At 66.8% G+C, this 20,575-nt stretch carries 22 protein-coding genes, 1 tRNA gene and 1 other RNA gene; 14 read left to right on the forward strand and 10 right to left on the reverse strand.

Annotation, left to right across the window (positions count from 1 at the left end; genetic code table 11):
- The first annotated feature begins 75 nt into the window (after positions 1-75).
- The 5 genes from miaB (at position 76) to ftsZ (ending at position 5,161) form a co-directional block, all read left to right on the forward strand.
- Positions 76-1,470: a tRNA (N6-isopentenyl adenosine(37)-C2)-methylthiotransferase MiaB gene (gene miaB, locus H9532_RS12265; protein ID WP_296368878.1), complete on the forward strand. Its 1,395-nt coding sequence runs from the start codon at positions 76-78 to the stop codon at positions 1,468-1,470.
- A 53-nt stretch (positions 1,471-1,523) separates the two neighbouring features.
- Complete coding sequence (locus H9532_RS12270) at positions 1,524-2,618, forward strand: D-alanine--D-alanine ligase family protein (protein WP_296368880.1); 1,095 nt, start codon at positions 1,524-1,526, stop codon at positions 2,616-2,618.
- The gene (locus H9532_RS12275; protein WP_296368883.1) at positions 2,615-3,025 is read left to right on the forward strand and encodes a hypothetical protein; all 411 of its coding nucleotides are present in this window, start codon (positions 2,615-2,617) and stop codon (positions 3,023-3,025) included. The genes H9532_RS12270 and H9532_RS12275 overlap by 4 nt, the downstream gene beginning before the upstream one ends.
- Positions 3,022-3,921 carry an FtsQ-type POTRA domain-containing protein gene (locus tag H9532_RS12280; protein WP_296368885.1) on the forward strand — a complete coding sequence of 300 codons (900 nt, stop codon included), beginning with the start codon at positions 3,022-3,024 and terminating at the stop codon, positions 3,919-3,921. The genes H9532_RS12275 and H9532_RS12280 overlap by 4 nt, the downstream gene beginning before the upstream one ends.
- 127 nt (positions 3,922-4,048) lie before the next feature.
- Positions 4,049-5,161 (forward strand): cell division protein FtsZ, encoded by a 1,113-nt coding sequence (ftsZ, locus tag H9532_RS12285; protein ID WP_296368887.1) that lies wholly within the window; start codon positions 4,049-4,051, stop codon positions 5,159-5,161.
- A gap of 9 nt (positions 5,162-5,170) precedes the next feature.
- On the opposite strand, the gene ffs is transcribed toward ftsZ, so the two are convergent.
- Positions 5,171-5,267, reverse strand: an RNA gene (gene ffs / locus H9532_RS12290) — signal recognition particle sRNA small type.
- Positions 5,268-5,309: 42 nt separating this feature from the next.
- On the opposite strand from ffs, the gene panB reads away from it, so the two are divergent.
- Positions 5,310-6,131 (forward strand): 3-methyl-2-oxobutanoate hydroxymethyltransferase, encoded by an 822-nt coding sequence (gene panB / locus H9532_RS12295; protein WP_296368889.1) that lies wholly within the window; start codon positions 5,310-5,312, stop codon positions 6,129-6,131.
- On the opposite strand, the gene hemW is transcribed toward panB, so the two are convergent.
- A complete protein-coding gene (gene hemW / locus H9532_RS12300; RefSeq protein ID WP_296368891.1) occupies positions 6,049-7,356 on the reverse strand; it encodes a radical SAM family heme chaperone HemW in 1,308 nt (435 codons plus the stop codon). The genes panB and hemW overlap by 83 nt on opposite strands.
- On the opposite strand from hemW, the gene H9532_RS12305 reads away from it, so the two are divergent.
- The 5 genes from H9532_RS12305 (at position 7,355) to H9532_RS12325 (ending at position 12,199) form a co-directional block, all read left to right on the forward strand.
- Positions 7,355-8,506, forward strand: coding sequence for a PIN/TRAM domain-containing protein (locus H9532_RS12305; protein WP_296368893.1), 1,152 nt, complete (start codon positions 7,355-7,357; stop codon positions 8,504-8,506). The two genes, hemW and H9532_RS12305, sit on opposite strands and share 2 nt — an antisense overlap.
- 31 nt (positions 8,507-8,537) lie before the next feature.
- Positions 8,538-9,239 carry an ATP-dependent Clp protease proteolytic subunit gene (locus H9532_RS12310; protein WP_296368894.1) on the forward strand — a complete coding sequence of 234 codons (702 nt, stop codon included), beginning with the start codon at positions 8,538-8,540 and terminating at the stop codon, positions 9,237-9,239.
- Between the two features lie 87 nt (positions 9,240-9,326).
- Positions 9,327-9,929 carry an ATP-dependent Clp protease proteolytic subunit gene (locus H9532_RS12315; RefSeq protein ID WP_296368895.1) on the forward strand — a complete coding sequence of 201 codons (603 nt, stop codon included), beginning with the start codon at positions 9,327-9,329 and terminating at the stop codon, positions 9,927-9,929.
- Between the two features lie 61 nt (positions 9,930-9,990).
- Positions 9,991-10,986 carry a ketol-acid reductoisomerase gene (gene ilvC / locus H9532_RS12320; protein WP_296368897.1) on the forward strand — a complete coding sequence of 332 codons (996 nt, stop codon included), beginning with the start codon at positions 9,991-9,993 and terminating at the stop codon, positions 10,984-10,986.
- Positions 10,987-11,008: 22 nt separating this feature from the next.
- Positions 11,009-12,199 (forward strand): CobD/CbiB family cobalamin biosynthesis protein, encoded by a 1,191-nt coding sequence (locus H9532_RS12325; protein WP_296368899.1) that lies wholly within the window; start codon positions 11,009-11,011, stop codon positions 12,197-12,199.
- On the opposite strand, the gene H9532_RS12330 is transcribed toward H9532_RS12325, so the two are convergent.
- Positions 12,193-12,873 carry a sugar transferase gene (locus tag H9532_RS12330; RefSeq protein ID WP_296368902.1) on the reverse strand — a complete coding sequence of 227 codons (681 nt, stop codon included), beginning with the start codon at positions 12,871-12,873 and terminating at the stop codon, positions 12,193-12,195. The two genes, H9532_RS12325 and H9532_RS12330, sit on opposite strands and share 7 nt — an antisense overlap.
- A gap of 75 nt (positions 12,874-12,948) precedes the next feature.
- Entirely contained in the window at positions 12,949-14,145 is a 1,197-nt protein-coding gene (locus tag H9532_RS12335) for a glycosyltransferase (RefSeq protein WP_296368904.1), read from the reverse strand.
- 98 nt (positions 14,146-14,243) lie between these two features.
- Between H9532_RS12335 and H9532_RS12340 the strand changes: the two genes are divergently transcribed.
- Both H9532_RS12340 and H9532_RS12345 read left to right on the forward strand, forming a co-directional pair.
- Positions 14,244-14,486, forward strand: a complete 243-nt coding sequence (locus H9532_RS12340; protein ID WP_296368906.1) for a hypothetical protein — start codon at positions 14,244-14,246, stop codon at positions 14,484-14,486.
- A complete protein-coding gene (locus H9532_RS12345; protein ID WP_296368908.1) occupies positions 14,486-14,686 on the forward strand; it encodes a hypothetical protein in 201 nt (66 codons plus the stop codon). Before H9532_RS12340 ends, H9532_RS12345 begins: the two co-directional genes overlap by 1 nt.
- Before the next feature lie 91 nt (positions 14,687-14,777).
- Here H9532_RS12345 and H9532_RS12350 read toward each other — a convergent pair.
- A tRNA-Ser gene (locus tag H9532_RS12350) sits at positions 14,778-14,862 on the reverse strand.
- A gap of 36 nt (positions 14,863-14,898) precedes the next feature.
- Entirely contained in the window at positions 14,899-16,899 is a 2,001-nt protein-coding gene (locus H9532_RS12355) for a ComEC/Rec2 family competence protein (RefSeq protein WP_296368910.1), read from the reverse strand.
- A 64-nt stretch (positions 16,900-16,963) separates the two neighbouring features.
- On the opposite strand from H9532_RS12355, the gene H9532_RS12360 reads away from it, so the two are divergent.
- Complete coding sequence (locus H9532_RS12360; RefSeq protein ID WP_296368912.1) at positions 16,964-17,632, forward strand: LysM domain-containing protein; 669 nt, start codon at positions 16,964-16,966, stop codon at positions 17,630-17,632.
- Here H9532_RS12360 and glyQ read toward each other — a convergent pair.
- The 4 genes from glyQ to hisF all read right to left on the reverse strand — a co-directional run bounded on the left by glyQ (position 17,629) and on the right by hisF (position 20,547).
- Complete coding sequence (gene glyQ / locus H9532_RS12365) at positions 17,629-18,498, reverse strand: glycine--tRNA ligase subunit alpha (RefSeq protein ID WP_296368914.1); 870 nt, start codon at positions 18,496-18,498, stop codon at positions 17,629-17,631. The two genes, H9532_RS12360 and glyQ, sit on opposite strands and share 4 nt — an antisense overlap.
- Before the next feature lie 243 nt (positions 18,499-18,741).
- Positions 18,742-19,458 carry a bifunctional demethylmenaquinone methyltransferase/2-methoxy-6-polyprenyl-1,4-benzoquinol methylase UbiE gene (gene ubiE, locus H9532_RS12370; protein ID WP_296368916.1) on the reverse strand — a complete coding sequence of 239 codons (717 nt, stop codon included), beginning with the start codon at positions 19,456-19,458 and terminating at the stop codon, positions 18,742-18,744.
- Positions 19,427-19,723, reverse strand: coding sequence for a hypothetical protein (locus H9532_RS12375; protein ID WP_296368918.1), 297 nt, complete (start codon positions 19,721-19,723; stop codon positions 19,427-19,429). Before H9532_RS12375 ends, ubiE begins: the two co-directional genes overlap by 32 nt.
- A 50-nt stretch (positions 19,724-19,773) precedes the next feature.
- Positions 19,774-20,547, reverse strand: a complete 774-nt coding sequence (gene hisF, locus H9532_RS12380) for an imidazole glycerol phosphate synthase subunit HisF (protein ID WP_296368920.1) — start codon at positions 20,545-20,547, stop codon at positions 19,774-19,776.
- Between the last annotated feature and the right edge of the window lie 28 nt (positions 20,548-20,575).

Consider the following 20,575-nt stretch of genomic DNA (forward strand, 5'->3'; position numbering starts at 1 on the left):
ATCTGGTCCCACTCCCGGAGGCAACCCAACAACTAGCAACAGCAAGGTGAACCAGCGATACCGGAGACTGAGTGGATGACGGCGACATCTCTGCGCACATCTCCCTCCCCCTCCGCAACGGGCGGGCGCGGCAGCTACTGGATCACCACCTTCGGCTGCCAGATGAACAAGGCGGATTCCGAGCGCATGGCCGGGATCCTCGAATCGATGGGCTATCGCGAAGCCCAGGCGGAGCTCGAGGCCGATCTGGTGCTCTACAACACCTGCACCATCCGCGATAACGCCGAGCAGAAGGTTTACAGCTATCTGGGCCGGCAGGCGCAGCGCAAACGCGTCAATCCCAACCTCACCCTGGTGGTGGCCGGCTGCGTAGCCCAGCAGGAGGGCGAATCGTTGCTGCGGCGCGTGCCCGAGCTGGATCTGGTGATGGGCCCCCAGCACGCCAACCGCCTCGATGTGCTGCTGGCCCAGGTGGAGCAGGGCCAACAGGTGGTGGCCACCGAAGAGCACCACATCCTTGAAGACATCACCACCGCCCGCCGCGACAGCAGCATCTGCGGCTGGGTGAATGTGATCTACGGCTGCAACGAGCGCTGCACCTATTGCGTGGTGCCCTCGGTGCGCGGCAAGGAGCAATCGCGCCTGCCGGAGGCGATCAAGCTGGAGATGGAAGGACTGGCCGCCCAGGGGTTCAAGGAGATCACCCTGCTGGGCCAGAACATCGATGCCTACGGCCGCGATCTGCCCGGCATCACACCCGAGGGCCGCCGCCAGCACACCCTCACCGATTTGCTGCAGTTCGTGCACGACGTGGAGGGGCTCGAGCGCATCCGCTTCGCCACCAGCCACCCCCGCTACTTCACCGAACGGCTGATCGATGCCTGTGCCGATCTGCCCAAGGTGTGCGAGCACTTCCACATCCCCTTCCAGAGCGGCGACGACGAGGTGCTGAAGGCCATGGCCCGCGGTTACACCGTGGACCGCTATCGCCGCATCATCGACCGCATCCGCGAGCGCATGCCCGATGCCTCGATCAGCGCCGATGTGATCGTGGCCTTCCCCGGCGAAACCGATGCCCAATACCACCGCACCCTCGATCTGATCGAGGAGATCGGCTTCGATCAGGTGAACACCGCCGCCTACTCGCCCCGCCCCAACACACCCGCCGCCGACTGGCCCAACCAGCTGAGCGAGGAGGTGAAGGTGGAGCGCCTCAGGGAGATCAACGCCTTGGTGGAACGCGTGGCCAGGCAGCGCAGCGCTCGTTATGCCGGCCGCAGCGAACAGGTGCTGGTGGAGGGCATCAACCCGAAGGATCCCGAGCAGGTGATGGGCCGCACCCGCACGAATCGGCTCACCTTCTTCCCAGCCGCCCGCGCCGGTGGCGGCCAGTGGCAGGCCGGCGATCTGGTGGAGGTGCGCATTGAAGAGGTCCGGGCTTTCTCCCTCAGTGGAACGGCGCAGCCGTAACCCTGGTCAGCGCCGAGATCGCTGATACGTTTGGCCTCTCGATTCAGTCGCCCATGACCAGCGAACCCATGCAACTCGGCCTGGTGTTCGGCGGTGTGTCGGGTGAGCATGCGGTGTCCATCCGCTCAGCCAACACGGTGGCGGCGGCCCTGCGCCGCGGCGCCAATGCGGAGCGCTACCAGCTGAGCTGCTTCTACATCGATCAATGGGGTCACTGGTGGCCGCCGGCGGTGGCCCATGCCGTGCTGGCCAAGGGCACGCCCGCCAGCCGCGAGGAGCTGCCGGCAGCGCCACTGCGGCCCGGTTTTCAGGGCTTTCCCGAAGGCGCCCTCGACATGCAGGTGTGGGTGCCAGTGCTGCACGGCCCCAACGGCGAGGACGGCACGATCCAGGGCCTGTTCAGCTTGATGCAGGTGCCCTTTGTGGGCTCAGGCGTGCTCGGATCGGCGGTGGGCATGGACAAACAGGCCATGAAGGCGGCCTTCGCTGCGGCTGGGCTCCCGCAAGTGCCTTACGCCTGCGTGGACGCCCAGGAGCTGGAGGCACATCCCCAGCCACTGCTCGATCGGCTCGAGCAGCAGCTGGGCTACCCCTGCTTCATCAAGCCCGCGAATCTCGGCTCCTCGGTGGGGATCAGCAAAGCCACCAACCGCAGTGAACTGTTGGCCGGTCTGGCGCTGGCCGCCAGCCATGACCCACGCCTGGTGGTGGAGCAGGGCGTGGATGCCCGCGAACTGGAATGCGCCGTACTCGGGGGCCGCAGCATGCAGGCCTCTGTGCTGGGCGAGATCTGCTTTGACGCCGACTGGTACGACTACGACACCAAATACAGCGACGGCAAAAGCCACACCGTGATTCCGGCTGAGGTGAGCAGCGAGCTGAGCGAGCGCGCCCGCAGCATGGCCATCGCCGCTTGCCGGGCCGTGGCGGCCGAGGGGCTGGCCCGTGTGGATTTCTTCCTGGATCGCAGCAGCGGCCAGCTCTGGCTCAACGAAATCAACACGCTTCCCGGCTTCACCAGCCAGAGCATGTACCCCATGCTCTGGGAGGCCAGCGGGTTACCACTTGAGGAGCTGGTGCACCAACTGGTGCAACTGGCGCAAGAATCGGGCGCACCGGCGATCGGGAGGAGGGCTGAAGCCGCATGAGTCACGGGTTGCTCTGGCTGCCGCTGCTGGTGGTGTTCCCCCTGATCACAGCCCTGGGCTGGCTGGAGCGGCGGCGCCAGCGCCTGTTCCGCGAGTGGGCCGAAGGGGCGGAACTCTCCAAACTCGACGACTGTGGTGGTGCCCGGCTGATGAATGGGGTGCTCGCCTGGAGCGTGTTCGAATCGGGCAAGCTCGTGGAGCAGGGCCAGTTCCAGGTGAAGACCCTCGAAAAGGTGGAGCTGCTGGCGCTGGGATCGGGCGAAGCCCCGCTCACCGATGAATCCCAGGGGGCCTGCCGGCTGCGGCTGATCAGCGGCAGCGAGCACCAGGACGTGCCCTTCGCCGATGCCGAGCGCGCCCGCCGCTGGATCGCGGAGCTGATGGCGCGCTCGCGCTGCGAGCTGTGACGCGAACCCCAACGCGCCCCGTGATCGCCCCTGAGCGGCGGCGGCAACTGCGGCAGCAACGCCGCCAAGAACGGCTTCGGCAGCTGTGGCGCATCTGCCTGTTCAGCGCAGCGGCGGCGGGCTTGGGATGGGGCCTGCTGCGAGAGGGTTGGGTGCTGCGCACCCCCGATCAGATTGAGATGCTTGGCAGCTCGCAGGTGAGCCGTGAGCAGGTGATCCGCGAAGCGCAGCTGCGGCTGCCCCAGCCCCTGCTGGGCCTCAAACCCCAGGAGCTGGCGCAGCGCCTCTCAGCGGGCCTGCCGGTGGAACAGGTGCAGGTGAGCCGGCTGATGTTGCCGCCCAGATTGCGGATCAACCTGGTGGAACGCGAAGCGATCGCCCAGGCCCAGCGCCGCTCGAGCAAAGGGATGGAGCGGGGTTATGTGGATCGCCTGGGCAACTGGATGACCAGCCGGCAGCAGCGCGGCAGCGGTGCCAATCGCACTCCTCAGGTGGTGGTGATGGGCTGGCAGGAACGCCTGCGCGCTCCCTTGGCAGAGGTGATCGCGCAACAGGATCAGCTGGGCAGCACGCTGCAACAGGTGCGCTTTGAGCCCAATGGCAGCCTCTGGTTGCGCACGGCTGCACTGGGTGATGTGCACCTCGGGCTCCCGGATGAACGTTTGAGCCGCCGGCTGGATGTGCTGCGCCATCTCTCCACCCACCTGCCCAAGCAGATCAAAACGCTCAAGATCCAATCGATCGATCTGAGCGATCCTGAGCAACCCGAACTTGGCCTACCTGGCAAGGGCCGACTGAGCATTGCAGCCCTGCAGAAAGCGACAGCGCAGGCCAATCGCCCCAAACCGGCCACAGGCACGACACCCCCGGCAGCTACAACCCCCTCAGCGGACTAGACGACGTTCAAACGGTGACAGCCCATTGCTTCACCTGTTGCTACCGGCAAAGGTGTGATGATTCCTGCGGCTGATCGAACAGATCAACGACATAATGCTGCGCAGCACCACAGGCATGGGACCTTCTATGGAGATCGCAGCTGAAGGCCTCAGTGCCAGCAGCAATGGAGCCACCGGCATCGTGCCCAGTCAATCGGCCCGCATCGAAGTGATCGGTGTGGGGGGCGGCGGCAGCAATGCCGTCAACCGCATGATCGCCTCGGATTTGCAGGGTGTGGGCTATCGCGTGCTCAACACCGATGCCCAGGCTTTGTTGCAGTCAGCTGCCAAACAACGGGTGCAGCTGGGCCAGAAACTGACCCGCGGGCTTGGCGCCGGCGGCAATCCAGCCATCGGCCAGAAGGCCGCTGAGGAATCCCGCGCCGATCTCGCCCAAACCCTGCAGGGAACCGATCTGGTGTTCATCGCTGCCGGCATGGGCGGCGGCACCGGCACTGGTGCGGCCCCGGTGGTGGCGGAAGTGGCCAAGGAATGCGGCGCCCTCACGGTGGGCATCGTCACTAAGCCATTCGGGTTTGAAGGCCGCCGGCGCATGCGTCAGGCCGAGGAAGGCATCGCGCGGCTCTCGGAGCATGTGGACACGCTGATCGTGATCCCCAACGACCGCCTGCGTGAGGCCATCGCCGGCGCCCCTCTGCAAGATGCCTTCCGCGCCGCCGACGACGTGCTGCGCATGGGCGTGAAGGGCATCAGCGACATCATCACCAAACCAGGCCTGGTGAACGTTGACTTCGCCGATGTCCGCTCGGTGATGACCGACGCCGGCACCGCCCTGCTGGGGCTGGGTGTGGGTTCCGGCCGCTCCCGTGCTACCGAAGCTGCTCAGGCCGCCATCAGCAGCCCCCTGCTCGAAGCCGCCCGCATTGATGGTGCCAAGGGCTGCGTGATCAACATCTCCGGTGGCAAGGACATGACACTTGAGGACATGACCACCGCCTCAGAGGTGATCTACGACGTGGTGGATCCCGAGGCCAACATCATTGTTGGCGCCGTTGTGGATGAGCGCCTCGAAGGCGAGATCCACGTGACCGTGATCGCCACCGGTTTTGAAGGGGGCGGCAGCTACCGGCCGGAGCGCTCGATCGCCAGCTTCGCCAGCACCAACAACGGGAACGCGGAAGCGGATCAAGGCGGTGCCGCCATCCCCTCCTTCCTGCTCAATCGTCAGCGCGAGAGCTGAACGGAAAGGGGTGACCCGGAGTCCACGCCTGCTCGGAGCATCCCGTGTGGCTGCTCCCTTCCGGTCCTGACCAGATTTGGGCGTCCGGGCCGCATGGGTCCGAGTCGGATAGATGCTAGCAATGGGCCTCGGCCGGGAGGGATCCGGGGTGCGTCCAGCTGATCTGCTCACCTGCAAGCAGGAAGGGAGGCCCATCGCCGCCCTCACCGCCTGGGATGCGCTATCCGCGGCTCTGGTGGAGCAGGCGGGCGCCGATCTGATCCTGGTGGGCGACTCGCTGGCGATGGTGGTGCTCGGCCACGCCACCACCCTGCCGGTCACTCTCGAGGAAATGATCCTCCACACCCGCGCGGTGGGGCGTGGGCTGCAGCGGCCTCTCGCCCAGCAACCCCTGATCGTGACCGATCTGCCTTTTCTCAGCTATCAGTGCGGCGTGGACGCCGCAGTGGGTGCTGCTGGACGGGTGCTCAAAGACAGCCCGGCGGCAGCGGTGAAGCTCGAAGGAGCCGAACCGGAAACCATTGCCGTGGTGGATCGCCTTGTGCGCAGCGGCATCCCGGTGATGGGGCACTTGGGGCTCACACCGCAGTCGGTGCATCAACTGGGCTACCGGCGCCAGGCCAACGATCCCCTCAGCCAGGAGCGCTTGCGCCGCAACGCCCGCGATCTACAGGCGGCAGGCTGCTTTGCCTTGGTGCTCGAGCACGTGCCTGCAGAGCTGGCCGCGGACCTCAGCCAGGAGCTCAGCATTCCGGTGATCGGCATCGGAGCCGGCGAGCAGTGCGATGGGCAGGTGCGCGTCACCGCCGATTTGCTGGGCCTCACGGAACGGCAGCCCCCCTTCTCACCGCCGCTGCTGGCCGGCCGGCAGCTCTGTATCGAAGCCCTCAGGGGCTGGGTGGCAGGCCTGCAACCCCAATCCCCTCCTCCTCCCACCACGCCAGCAGCTCCCGCAGCACCGCATTACTGAGGGCGAATCCCTCCGGGTCTCGCAAACGCCAGCGCGGACCCTCCTGAATCAGCAGACCACGCTCGACGAAGGGCTGCCAGCGGCGGTGCAGAGCCTCCGGCACTTGGAGTCTCACCCCCTCCCGCCGTCTGAACCCCACCATCCAGCGCTCATCCAGGGGCATCCCTGCCTCCGGCTGGGGAGGCGATGACGCTGCGTTCAGATGCCTCGCTGCTTCTGCCTGCACCAGCCAGGCGGCGTAGCCCTCGCGCGTGCGCGGCCTGGCCTCGCGCAGGCCCCAGGGCGCTGCGGTCGCTCCCATACCAAAACCCCACCAACCAGCGCCGCTCCAATACACGCGGTTATGGCGGGAGGCATGACCCGGCAGGGCGTAGTTGGAGATCTCGTAGTGGCCGTAGCCGGCTTCCGCCAAACGGCGGGCGGTGAGCTCCATCAGATCGGCCGCCAGGTCACTCTCGGGCAGCTCAAGGGCACCGCGCTGCTCCAGGCGCTCAAACACCGTGCCGGGCTCCACGATCAGGTCGTACACCGAAAGATGTGGCGGCCGCAGAGCGATCGCCTGCTCAAGCTGCTCCCGCCAGCCGCTGAGGGTTTGTCCCGGCAAGCCCTGAATCAGATCCAGGCTCCAGCTCTGCAGGCGGCCGCTGCGCTGGGCCTGCTGCAGCCAGTCGGCTGCCTCGAGCAAATCAGCGCGGCGATGGCGGCGGCCCAGGGATTCGAGCACCGCGTCCGTGAAGCTCTGCCCCCCCAGGCTCACGCGGGTCACCCCGGCCGCCAGGTAGCCGGCCAGGCGCTGCTCATCGAAGCTGGCGGGGTCGAGCTCGAGGCTCAGCTCCGCACCCGGTGCCAGGCCGTAGCGGCGCCGCAGCGCCTCCAGCAGGGCCCGCAGCTGCTCCACGCTCAACAACGAGGGAGTGCCACCACCCACATACACCGTGGACAGCGGCGGCCCGGAAGGGGCGGCGGCGATCTCGCGATGCAGCAACTGCAGGTAGGCGGCAATCGAGGCGCTACCGGGGGCACCGGGGTCGGCGGAGGCCCGGTCCCCGAGCGGCACCACGGGGAAATCGCAGTAAAAACAGCGCCGGTGGCAAAAGGGAATGTGCACATAGGCGCTGCGCGGCGGCCATCCGAGCGGCGCATGCCGGTTACCTTCCCGGGCCAAAGCCGCCGGGATCAGGCATGCTGCCTCTTTCAAGCCGTCGGCAGCCACAGCACCGGTCATGGTGGACACCCTCATCCTGGTGCTGTTCGTGGTGTCAGGGGCCGCCGCTGGATGGCTGGGGGTCGACCTGCTGCCCGAACAGCAGCTGATCCGCATCGCCAACCTCGAGCAGCTGAGCTGGATTCTTGGGGCGGGGGGCGGTCTAGCCGGCCTACTGGCGGGCGTGGTGTTCCAGCGGCTGCGTAAGCGCCTGATGGAGCAGGTGCGCACGATGCCCACCGATCTCCTGGTGAGCCGTGCGGTTGGCCTGATCCTCGGCCTGCTGGTGGCCAACCTGCTGATCTCACCGATCCTGTTCCTCTCCCTGCCCTGGGAGCTGGTGCTGGTGAAGCCTCTGGCGGCCGTAGCGGCAAACGTGTTCTTCGGCGTGTCGGGCTACAACCTGGCGGAGGTGCACGGCCGCACCCTGCTGCGCCTGTTCAATCCCAACAGCACCGAAGCCCTGCTGGTGGCCGATGGCGTGCTGATGCCCGCCAGCGCCAAGATTCTCGACACCAGCGTGATCATCGACGGCCGGGTGCGCGGCCTGCTCGATTCAGGGTTGCTGGAGGGCCAGGTGATCGTGGCCCAGTCGGTGATTGATGAACTGCAGGCTCTGGCCGATTCGAGCAACAGCGAAAAGCGCAGCAAAGGCCGCCGCGGCCTGAAATTGCTCAGCAGCCTGCGGGAGCGCTACGGCCGCCGCCTGGTGGTGAACACCACCCGCTATGAGGGCAATGGGGTTGACGACAAGCTACTCAAGCTGGCGGCCGACACCGGCGGCACCCTGCTCACGGCTGACTACAACCTCACGAAGGTGGCTGAGGTGCAGACCGTGAAGGTGATGAACCTGAGCGAGCTGGTGATCGCCCTACGCCCCGAAGTGCAGCCGGGCGATGAGCTCAACCTCAAAATCGTTCGCGACGGCAAGGAAGCCAACCAGGGGGTGGGCTATCTCGACGACGGCACGATGGTGGTGGTGGATGGGGCCCACGGCCGCAGCGGCGAGCGCCTGCCAGTCGTGATCACCGGGGCTCTGCAAACCCCCACGGGCCGGATGGTGTTCGGCAAGCTCGAAGGAGCAACCGGGCCATCCCCGGCCAAACCCCGATCCCCGGGAAAGAAATCCGCACCGTCCAAAGGCGATCCGGGCACCGCCAACCCCCGCTAGGCTCCCGGCTCAGGCCTGCAGTGATCCGCGGATGTCGGTGTCAGCTCCCTACTACGGCGATTCCGCCGTGATGCGCACCCCACCGCCGGATCTGCCGTCTCTACTGCTGAAAGAGCGGATCGTGTATCTGGGTCTGCCGCTGTTCAGCGATGACGATGCCAAGCGCCAGATGGGCATCGACGTGACGGAGCTGATCATTGCCCAGCTGCTCTATCTGGAGTTCGACAACCCGGATAAGCCGATCTTCTTCTACATCAACTCCACCGGCACCAGCTGGTATTCCGGCGATGCCATCGGCTTTGAGACCGAAGCCTTCGCCATCGCCGACACCATCCGGTACGTGAAGCCCCCGGTGCACACCATCTGCATCGGCCAGGCCATGGGCACCGCCGCGATGATCCTGAGTGCAGGCACCAAGGGCCACCGCGCCGCCCTGCCCCACGCCTCGATCGTGCTGCACCAACCCCGAAGCGGCGCCCGCGGCCAGGCCAGCGACATCCAGATCCGGGCCAAAGAGGTGTTGCACAACAAGCAGACGATGCTCGAGATGCTCTCGGTCAACACCGGCCGCAGCGTGGAGCAGCTGGCCAAGGACTCCGACCGCATGACGTACCTCACCGCCGAGGAAGCCGTGCAGTACGGCCTGATCGATCGCGTGCTCACCAGCCAGAAGCTGCCGAGCGCCCTTCCAGCTGGCGCCGGCATCAGCCCCGGCAATCCCGGTATCAGCTGAAACCGGCTGGGCCTCTCAACCGGCCTAGACCCTCAACCACTTCTCTTCACCAAAGGCCTCCCGCAGGCCACCACCACCGCATCCGCCATGCCCATCGGCACCCCGAGCGTTCCCTACCGCCTGCCCGGCAGCCAGTACGAGCGCTGGGTTGACATCTACACACGTCTGGGCGTGGAGCGGATCCTGTTCCTGGGCTCCGAGGTCAACGACGCCATCGCCAACAGCCTGGTGGCGCAGATGCTCTACCTCGACTCCGAGGACAACTCCAAGCCGATCTACCTGTACATCAACTCACCGGGTGGCTCGGTGACTGCCGGCCTGGCGATCTACGACACGATCCAATACGTGAAATCAGATGTGGTGACCATCTGCGTGGGCCTGGCCGCCTCGATGGGTGCCTTTCTGCTGGGTGCAGGCACCAAAGGCAAGCGCCTGGCCTTGCCCCACAGCCGGATCATGATTCACCAGCCCCTGGGCGGCACCAGCCAGCGCCAGGCCAGCGACATCGAGATCGAAGCCCGCGAGATCCTGCGCATTAAAGACATGCTCAACCAGAGCATGGCGGACATGACCGGCCAAGAGCTCGCCAAGATCGAGAAGGACACCGACCGCGACTACTTCATGAGCGCCGCCGAGGCCGTGGAGTACGGCCTGATCGACCGCGTGATCGCCCATCCCACGGAGGCCTGAGGGAGTGCGGCGGGCGCTTTCGTAAGCTCGACCCTTGCCCAGCGCTGAACCGAAGCCCCTGATGGCCAAGCTGTATTACGACACCGACGCCGACCTCAGCCTGCTGAACGGCAAAACGGTGGCCATCATTGGCTACGGCTCCCAAGGCCATGCCCACGCTCTGAACCTCAAGGACAGCGGCGTGAACGTGGTGGTGGGCCTCTACGAAGGCAGCCGCTCCGCCGAGAAGGCCAAGGCCGACGGCCTGGAAGTGCTCAGCGTGGCTGACGCCGCCGCCAAGGCCGACTGGATCATGGTGCTGCTGCCCGATGAAACCCAGAAGGCCGTTTACGACAAGGAAATCGCTCCTCACCTCAGCGCCGGCAAGGTGCTGAGCTTCGCCCACGGCTTCAACGTGCGCTTCGAGCTGATCAAGCCCCCCGCCGACGTGGATGTGGTGATGATCGCTCCCAAGGGCCCTGGCCACACCGTGCGCTGGGAGTACCAGAACGGCATGGGCGTGCCTGCGCTGTTCGCCATCCACCAGGACGCCACCGGCAACGCCCGCGCCCTGGCCATGGCCTACGCCAAGGGCATCGGCGGCACCCGCGCCGGCATTCTGGAGACCAACTTCAAGGAAGAAACCGAAACCGACCTGTTCGGCGAGCAAGCCGTGCTGTGCGGCGGCCTCTCTGAGCTGGTGAAGGCTGGTTTCGAGACCCTCGTGGAAGCCGGCTATCAGCCCGAGCTGGCCTACTTCGAGTGCCTGCACGAAGTGAAGCTGATCGTGGATCTGATGGTGAAGGGCGGCCTCACCGCCATGCGCGATTCGATCTCCAACACCGCTGAATACGGCGACTACGTGAGCGGCCCCCGCCTGATCACCGCCGACACCAAGGCCGAGATGAAGCGCATCCTGTCCGACATCCAGGACGGCACCTTTGCTCGCAACTTCGTGGCCGAGTGCGAAGCCGGCAAGCCCGAGATGCAGAAGATCCGCGACCGCGACAGCCAGCACCCGATCGAGCAGGTGGGCAAGGGCCTGCGTTCGATGTTCTCCTGGCTGAAAGCCGCCTGATTCAGGCCGCGTCAGCGCAGCCATGACGCTGCTCGCTTCAGGGGTGGATTCCTTCACGGGGATCCACCCCTTTCTGCTGGTGATCGCCGCCGCTGGGCTGGATCGGCTGGTGGGGGACCCGCGCTGGTGCCTACACCCGGTGGTGGTGATGGGCTGGGGGATCAGCTGGCTGCGCCGGCTGGCGGAGCAGTGGGCGGGGGATCGGCCGCTGGCGCTGAGGCTGGCCGGTGGCGTGATCACCGCGCTGCTGGTGGGTGGCAGCGGTAGTGCCGGCTGGGCGCTGGAGCAGGCCACACAGCACCTTGGTCGGGCGGAGCTTCCGGCACCGCTCTCCGTGACGCTCGGCCCGCTGCTGCTGCTGGTGGCGCTGGCCAGCGCCCTGGCGGGCCGCAGCCTGGAGCAGGCGGTGCGCGAGGTCCTGCGCGCCCTGCCGCCGGCGACCAGCCCGCTCGGTACCAGGACACAAGCCCGCTCAACTATCCAGCATTCCGTACGGCCTGTACGGATCGCGCAGGCTGTTGAGGATCCTGAGCCATCCAGTGGTCCGGGCCCGGAAGATCTGGAGCCTGCTCGCCGCGCCCTGAGCTGGATCGTGGGACGCAGCACCGACGACCTCAGCAGCGCCGAGATCCTGCGGGCGGCGGCCGAAACCGCCAGTGAAAACGCGGTGGACGGCCTGTTCGCCCCCCTGTTCTGGATGCTGGTGGGCGCCGCCCTCTGGAGCGCAGGGCTCACGGGCGGCCCCGGGCCGCTCTGCCTCGCCTGGGGCTTCAAGGCCGCCAGCACCCTCGATTCGATGCTCGGCTACCGCCGCGGCCGCCTCACCTGGCTAGGCACCGCCGGCGCCCGCCTCGATGATCTACTGGTGTGGCTGCCCTGCCGCCTGGTGGCGCTAAGCCTGCCGCTGGTGGCTGGAATCCACGCCACGAAGCGCTGCGTTGTCCTGCTCCAAGCCGCCCTGCGTGACGGTGCACCCGACCCCTCACCCAATGCCGGCGTGTCGCAGGCGGCCTATGCCCATGCCGCCGGCGTGCAGATGGGGGGCCTGAACCGCTATGGCGACGCGATCAAAGCCAAACCCTTGCTAGCGAAGGACTGCCCACCGGCCAGTCCAGCCGCCGTGCAGCGAATCCTGAAGCTCAGCCTGAGGCTTGAGGCCCTGTGGCTAGCGGCAGGTCTGGCACTCGGGGCCGGCATCAGCGCTGCTCAGTAGGCGCCGCGGTCCATCGGCAGGAGCACCACACCAATCGTGCGCAGCACGATGCCGAGATCCAGCCAGAAGCTGCGGTTGCGCACATAGGCGAGATCGAGGCGCACGCGGGTGCGGTAGGTGAGGTTGTTGCGGCCCGACACCTGCCAAAGGCCCGTGAGGCCAGGCCGCACTGACAGCACCTCATCCATGCTGCGGCCATAGCGCCGAAGCTCATCCCACACGATCGGGCGGGGCCCCACCACGCTCATCTCGCCCCGCAGCACGTTGATGAACTGGGGGAGTTCATCCAGGCTGGAGCGACGCAGAAATTTGCCGAGGGGCGTGATGCGCGGATCGCGCTTGAGCTTGTGATCCCGCTCAAACTCAGCCCGCAGCTTGGGATCAGCATCGAGCATGGCCGCGAGCACCCGATCGGCATCGCGCCGCATCGTGCGGAACTTCAAGCAACCAAAGCCCTTGTAGCCGCGGCCAATCCGGCGCTGGCAATAGAAGATCGAGCCGCGGGAGCTCAGCTTCACCAGCACCGCCAGCAGCAGAAACAGGGGCGAGCCAAGGCTGAGCACCAGCAGCGAAAACACGATGTCGCCGCCACGCTTGAGCACCCGCCCACGCAGCGACTGAGCAGCCAGCAAAGTGCTGGCCGTGGACTCAGCCGGGATGGAGGCAGAGGACAAACGCCGAGCGCTCGCGGTGCACAGTGGCTTCATTAAAGAAGTGCGCCGCTCCGCGGGCCCACGGGCGGCGGTCACTCACCCCAGAGGCACAGACATGGCGCGGCCGCGCTGGGCGAGCTGGCGCTGGTGGCGGCTCCACACCTGCTCAATCAGCGCCTGGGAGCGCTGGCGGAAACGCTGCGGGCTGAAGCGCTCGGCCCACTGGCGCAGGGAATCCGCCGGCAGCTGCGCCCAAAGCCTGTTGGCCTCGAAATGCTCAAGCGCCCCCACCAACGACGGCACGGATTGCTGCGGGAAGAGCAACCCGGTGGGGTGATCACAACCGCTGCTGATGCAGCGCACGCTGTCGAGCAGGCCGCCCTGGCCCAGACCAATCACCGGCGCGCCCGAGGCCATCGCCTCCACCGGTGCAATCCCGAAATCCTCCAATCCGGCATACACGTAGGCGCGGCACGAGGCGAGCCAATCGTTCACCTGCTCCTGGGGCAAGCGGCCGAGCAGCCGCACATTGGGCCCAGCCATGGCCTCCAGAAGCTGCCGCTCCGGACCATCGCCAATCACCACCAGCGGCAAGCCGGTGGCGTTGAACGCCTGCACCACCAGATCCACCCGTTTGTAGGGGACCAACCGGCACAAACAGAGATACACATCGCTGCGGGGCTGATCCCAGCTGAACCGCTCCACGGCCACGGGCGGATGCACCACCGTTGAGGAACGGCCCCAGTAGCGGCGGATGCGGGCCGCGGTGAAGCGGGAGTTGGCGATCAGGGCATCGGGCCGCTGGGCGCTCAACACATCCCACTGGCGCAGGCGATGCAGCTGCCAGCGAATCAAAGGAGACAGGCCACGGCGCGCCAAGGCCGATTGGCGCAGGTAGGCGTGCATCTGGTCCCAGGCGTAACGCACGGGGGTATGCACGTAGCTCAGATGGCATTGATCCGGGCTGGTGAGCACGCCTTTGGCCACCAGATGACTGCTGCTGATCACCAGGGAATAGGCAGCCAGATCGAGCTGCTCGATCGCCAGCGGCAGCAGCGGCAGGTACTGCTGCACGTGGCTCACGCCCCAGGGCAGGTGCTGCACAAACGAGGTGTGGATCGAGCGGCCTGCGAGCCAACTTTCGGGGCGGGCGCTCTCCCCATCCACCAGGGCAGCCAGCTGAGGCCGCTCGAGGAGGACATCGAGCTGCTGCACCACCAACTCCGCCCCGCCCACTGAGCGGGGAGTGAACCACTCGTGCACGAGCGCGGCGGGGCCAGGGAGAGATGCCATCGCGGCCAAGCTAAGGATTGCTCAGCAGATCACAAAAACTGTCAGCTGATTGCGTCTCGAGCGGCAGATCTCGATGCTGACGCCAGAGCCCCTTTGCCATGGCGATCCGCGAGCTCCTGGAAGACGCACTCGATGAGCCCTCGATCGGGGAAACCCAGCGATTTGTCTGGCATGCCACGCCGGTAGGCATTGCGGCGCTGTGGACCGATGGCCACCCCCCGACGCCTCCCCCGTTCGACAACGCTCTAGAGGAAGGCCTACAGGTGGGTCTCGACCTCAGCCGTGAGGAGCGAGAATTCCACCAAGTGAGCCGCGGCCTGGTGCTGTTATTCCACAGCTGATGTCCCACCCTCTCTGGATGCTGGTTCCCTGGGCGGTGTTTGCCCTCGCTGCTGGGCTGAAGTTCTGGCGACTCACCAGTGTGTTTCGCCATCAGATGGCCAAAGCCCAAACCAATCCGGAGCGCTTCAGACAGTCGCTGGAGCGAATCTGGCAACAGGATCAACAGGCGGCGTCATCGAGTCATCGCCACAGTGAATAGCTGAAGAGAACCGAATACACCCCCAATCGCAAAAATCCCACCGCCGCAGGGGACGGGGGATTGGGTGGTTCTTGGCAGGACCTTCTGAATACGGAGAGGGTGGGATTCGAACCCACGGAAGGTTGCCCTTCAAACGATTTCGAGTCGTTCGCTTTCGACCACTCAGCCACCTCTCCAGGCGACGGATGCAGTGTAGAGACCAGGGTGCCAGCTCAGGCCTGGCGCCATCCGCTGGCTGAACCGGCAGCGGGCCACCACAGCCGCTGGGGCGGCAGCGCGGGCAAGGCGGCCTGCTCAGCGGGGCGGGGCCGAAACCCGAGCCACAGGCCATCCACCGCCAGACCGGGCTGTTCCCGCCAGCTCCACCAGGCCTGGCGATCCGGCAGCAACCCCCAGCGCCAGCGACCGGCGGCCAGCAGCAGCGCCTGACTGGTGTCCGACACCGCCTCCACCGCCAGCCCAGCGCTCTGCAGCCGCTGGCCACGGGCCAAAGGCGAACTGCCGTTCTGACCCGCCAACAGGGTGGGCGTCAGCGCCGCCCAACAGGCAGGGGTCTCCGGCGGAAGCGCATCCAGCGAGAGCACCCAATCGAACCGCTGCACGCCCAGCCCCTGGGCTAGCTGCGCCCCGCGACTGCAGCTGAGACCATCAGCGCGGCGGCTGATCAGGGCGGCCCGTCCGCCATGGCGCGCCAACAACCACTGGCGGCTGCCGTCCTCCACCAGCAGCAGCTGATCAGCCTGTAGCAGTTGGACCTGCAAGGCCGCCACACATCCCAGCAGCAGAGCCGCCCACACCCGCCAGCGGCGGAGCTGAGGTACCAGCCAGGGCAGCAGGCCCAACGCCGACGCCAGCGCCAGCCAGGGCGAGAGGCGGCCCAGCTGACACTGAGCCAACGGCAACGCCGCCATCTGGCGCACCAGCCACACCAGCAGCTGCGCCGCCGGCACCAACAGCCAACCCAGGGCCGTCATCAACGGCGGGCAGAGCAAGGCCAAAGCCGCCATCGCCATCGCCCCCAAGGTGAGCGGTGTCAGCAGCGGCCCCACCAGCAGGTTGGCGGGCACGGCGTAGAGGGGCAGCACACCGAAATGGAGCAGCTGCAGCGGGATCGTCCACAGCGAAGCCGCCACCGGCACCGCCACAGCGGCTGCGGCCCAGGTGGGGGCATAGCGCCGCAACTGCTGCTCCAGAGGTCGGGCCGTGAGGATCAAGCCCGCTGTGGCAGCGGCACTGAGCTGAAACCCCACATCGAGCAACCAGGCCGGCCGCAACACCAGCATCACGAGCAAGCACAGCAACAACACCGCAAGAGGACGACTGCGCCGGCCGCATTCCTGCAGCCCGAACGCCACCGCCCCCATCAACACAGCCCGCACCACTGAGGGCTGCGCACCGGCCAGCAGCAAAAAGCTCCCCATCGCGCCGAGGGCCAAGGCCCAACGCAGGGCAGCCGGCAACGGCCGAGCGATCACCAGCACCGCACCGAGCAACACGCTCAGATGAAATCCACTGGCCGCCAACGCATGGGACAACCCAGCCGCCCGGAACGCCTCCCGCACCTCCTGCGGCAAGGGGCTCACGGCACTGCCAAGCACTAGGGCTGAGAGCACCCCACCGGCCTGCTCGCCGCCGGCCTGGCGCAACGCCGCCCCGATGTGGCGCCTGAGGTCGGCGATGGGGGTCGGCGCCCGCTGCACCAGCTGCCACTGCTGCACATCCAAGGCCGTCCAGGCTTCATGGCGCTGCAGGCGCTCGGCTGAACCGGAGAGCAGGGGGTGGGGCGCTGGCGGCAGCTTGCGCAACGTGCCATCGACCTGCAATCGCCACCCCTGACGCGCCGATGGGCAGGGGCTGAACTGCAGCTCGCTGCGGCCGCCGGGCAGCTGGGCGAGAGCCCGGCAGCGCTTCCCAGTGGGATCGGGCCGTGGATCCTCCAGCAGCCTCGCGGTGAGCACAACCTGCTGATGCACACCATCCGCCAGGCGATGCACCGGATCAGAGGGAGCCGGGTGGGGCTGGCCGAGCAGTCCTCGCGCGCAACACAGCGGCAGCACCAGCAACAAGAGCACCAGCAGGCGCGGCCGGCGCCTCAGCCCAAGCACCAGCGCCAGGAGCAGCACCCCGAGCAAGCCAAGCTTGAGCGGCCCGCTCAGCGGCAACACCCCGATCGCCAGCGCCAGCAAGAGGACGCCCAGACCCACGGCACCCATGGCCAGATCCGCAACAGCACTACAGGGAGTGTTCCCTTAAGGTTCCGCCGAGATCCCTGTGGTCATGCGGCGACGGCAGCGTTTTCTGGCAGTGGCCTGCACTCTGGCGGTGATCGCTGCAGGGCCCACGTGGGGCCAGTCGCGCACGATCACAGTGGTGGAAGGCGACACGCTCGAGGAGCTGGCCCTGCGCTACCGCGTGGATCTGCAGGCCCTGATCGAGCTCAACGGCATCCGCGACCCCACGTTGCTGCAGGTGGGCGAGGTGCTGAAACTGCCCGGACAGCCCACCCAGAAGAGCAGCAACAACACCCCAACCGGCGCGATGGCCCCACCTCCACCGGAGGGGAGCAGCGCCGAGGCGTCAGCCGCGTTGCTGCTCAGCCCCGCCGAACGCCGCGATCGCGCCGAACTCGAGTGGCGGGAGCAATCGGGGCAAGCCCGCTGGAAATGGTTCAACAACACCGCCGTGGATTGGTCGGGCTGGAAGCTGCACCCCGGCGGGGTGCGCATCACCCTGGTGAAGCCCTCGATCAGCGACCTCGGCCTGAGGGGCTCAGCCGCTACAGCCGTTGCCGTGCAGTGCACGAGCTTGCGGCAGAACTGGCGGATCGACGGCACCTGGCAGGGCTGGGATACCCCCGTCCCGGGCAGCGTGGGCCAGCGGATCGTGCTCGATCTGTGCAGCAACACCCTCGATGGCCCCGCCGTGCCGGTGCCGCCGGCGCCTTAGCGCTCAAGCAAGGGGAAGCCCAGCGCTTCTCGCTCCGCCAACCAGGCTTCCGCCACCTGCCGCGCCAGGTTGCGGATGCGGCCAATGGTGGCGGTGCGCTCGGTCACCGAGATCACGCCGCGGGCCTCCAGCAGGTTGAAGGTGTGGCTGCACTTGAGCACGAAATCCAGCGCGGGGGCGGGGAGCTGCTTGGCCACCAGATCAGCGGCTTCCGCCTCATAGATCGCGAACAGCTGCTTGAGGCGCTCGGGATTGGACGCCTCGAAGTTGTAGGTGCATTGGCCCTTCTCAAACGGCAGCCAGATATCGCCGTAGGAGCGCTTGCCATCCCAAGAGAGATCCCAGATGCTTTCCACGTCTTGGAGATACATCGCTAGGCGCTCGAGGCCGTAGGTGATTTCGATCGACACGGGCCGGCAGTCGATACCGCCGCACTGCTGGAAGTAGGTGAACTGGGTGACTTCCATGCCATCGAGCCACACCTCCCAACCCACGCCCCAGGCGCCGAGGGTTGGTGATTCCCAGTTGTCTTCCACGAAGCGGATGTCGTGGTCGGCCGGCTTGATGCCCAAGGCCTCAAGGGACGCCAGGTAGGTCTCCTGAATGCCATCGGGGGACGGCTTGATCAGCACCTGGTACTGGAAATAGTGCTGCGCCCGGTTTGGGTTATCGCCGTAGCGGCCGTCGGTGGGGCGCCGGCAGGGCTCGGGGTAAGCCACCGCCCATGGCTCAGGGCCAATCGCCCGCAACACCGTGTGGGGGCTCATCGTGCCGGCGCCCTTCTCGGTGTCGTAGGGCTGCAGGATCAGGCAGCCCCGCTCAGCCCAGAAGCGGTTGAGGGTGCTGATGATGTCCTGAAAATGCACGATCTGCTCCTGATGAGGCCGGCGTGGGCACGCACGGCCACCGATTCTGCCCAGCGGCGGATCAGAGCAGGCACAACCACCTACTGACGCGCCCGCAGCGCAGATCCACGCTGAAAGCACTCGCCGCTCTCAGATGGGACCCGATCTCGGACTCAGCATCTTTCTGCCTGCTCTGCTGATCAGCGCCATCACCGTGATGCTTTCGGCCAAAGAAGAGCGAGAACTCCACCAACAGCAGCGCGCTCAGGCCACCAACTGCAGAAGCCCCATCTGGCCGCCCGCCAACAAGCGATGACGGGCGCGGCTGAAGCCCGCTGCCACCGCCAGCTCCTCCTGCTGCGCCCCCGTTGGGAAACGCTCGAGGCTGCGCTCGAGATAGGCGTATTGATCTTCCAGCCCAGCCCGGCGGGCCAACGGCACCACCAGACGGCGCAGATACAAGCGCTGGAAGGCCGCTGTAGAGCCGTGGGGCTCGGCCGGTCGATTGAAATCGAGCACCGCAGCGCGGCCACCGGGCCGCAGCAAGCGGCGCAGCTCCAGGAGCCCGGCCGCCGGATCGGGAAGATTGCGCAACCCATATGCCACCACCGCGGCATCAGCTGAGGCATCCGCCAGGCCCGTAGCCGCCGCATCCCCCTGGCGAAACTCCACCGGCAACCACGGTTGAGCGCGAGCCCGCTCCCGGGCACGCTCCAGCGGCGCCGCCGCTGCATCAATCCCCAGCACCAGGCCAGCCGGGCGCACCTTCTCGGCCAGCACCAGGGCCAGATCACCTGTGCCGCAGCAGAGATCGAGCACACACTGACCTGCTCGTGGCTCCAGCCAAGCAACGGCTTGCCGCTTCCAGATGCGGTGCAGGCCCAGGCTGAGCAGGTCGTTGAGGCGGTCGTAGGCCGGAGCGATGCGATCAAAGAGATCGCGAACCTGCTCAGGATCGCCGGGTTGGATCGAAGCTGGCATCCCAGGGCAGGGAGATCGCATCGAGACTGACACCTCCCGCCTGGAGCTGGGCCTCAACGCGATCCGCGCTGGTGAAGCTCATCACCATCACTGCCGCCAAACCCACCGCAGCGGAACAGACCATGCACCCCGCCAGCATCAGGGAAAACTCTTTGCGATCGGCGGCCGCCTGCATCAGCTGCAATGCCCAGGCCACCATGGCCACAACAGCCAGCACCAGCACCACGGCCAGCGTTGTGGAGTGGGTCTGAACCAGGGCGTGCACGAACGCGCCATCAATCGAATCTGAGACAAATGTAACGGCGCGTAACAGGCCTACGCGAGCGGGCGGATGTTGAAACCCCGACCGAGGAGATCCCGCTTGATCTCCTCCACAGTGAGCACGCCGTCGTGCAACAAGGAGGCGAGCAGGGCCGCGGAGGCATGGCCGCCCTGGGGGCCGGCATCAAGGGCTTGGGCGATGTGATCGATGCAGCCGGCACCGCCGCTGGCAATCACGGGCACGTCCACCGCGTCAGCCACCGCGCGGGTGAGGTTGAGCTCATAGCCGGCCTGGGTGCCATCACCATCCATCGAGGTGAGCAGGATCTCGCCCGCCCCCAGAGCCACCACCTGCCGGGCCCACTCCACCGCATCGAGGCCGGTGTTCTCGCGGCCACCCTTCACATACACATCCCAACCACCCTCGCGGCGGCGGGCATCGATGGCCACCACGATGCACTGACAACCAAACCGCTCCGCCCCCCTGGCCACGAGCTCGGGATCGCGCACCGCCGAGGAGTTGAGGCTCACCTTGTCGGCTCCGGCGCGAAGCAACTCCGTGATCCCCTCCACCGTGCTGATCCCACCGCCCACGGTGAAGGGAATGGTCACCGCTTCAGCGGTGCGGCGCACCAACTCCACCAGCGTGGCGCGGCCCTGGTGGGACGCGGCGATGTCGAGAAACACCAGTTCATCGGCACCGGAGGCGCTGTAGCGGCACGCCAGCTCCACGGGATCGCCGGCATCGCGCAGCCCCACGAAATTCACACCCTTCACCACCCGGCCCTCAGCCACGTCGAGGCAGGGAATGATCCGTTTGGCAACCATGGCGGCAGGGGAAGGGCTGACGGCCAGA

This window comes from Vulcanococcus sp. Clear-D1 (genome assembly GCF_014654725.1).
GTDB lineage: Bacteria > Cyanobacteriota > Cyanobacteriia > PCC-6307 > Cyanobiaceae > Vulcanococcus.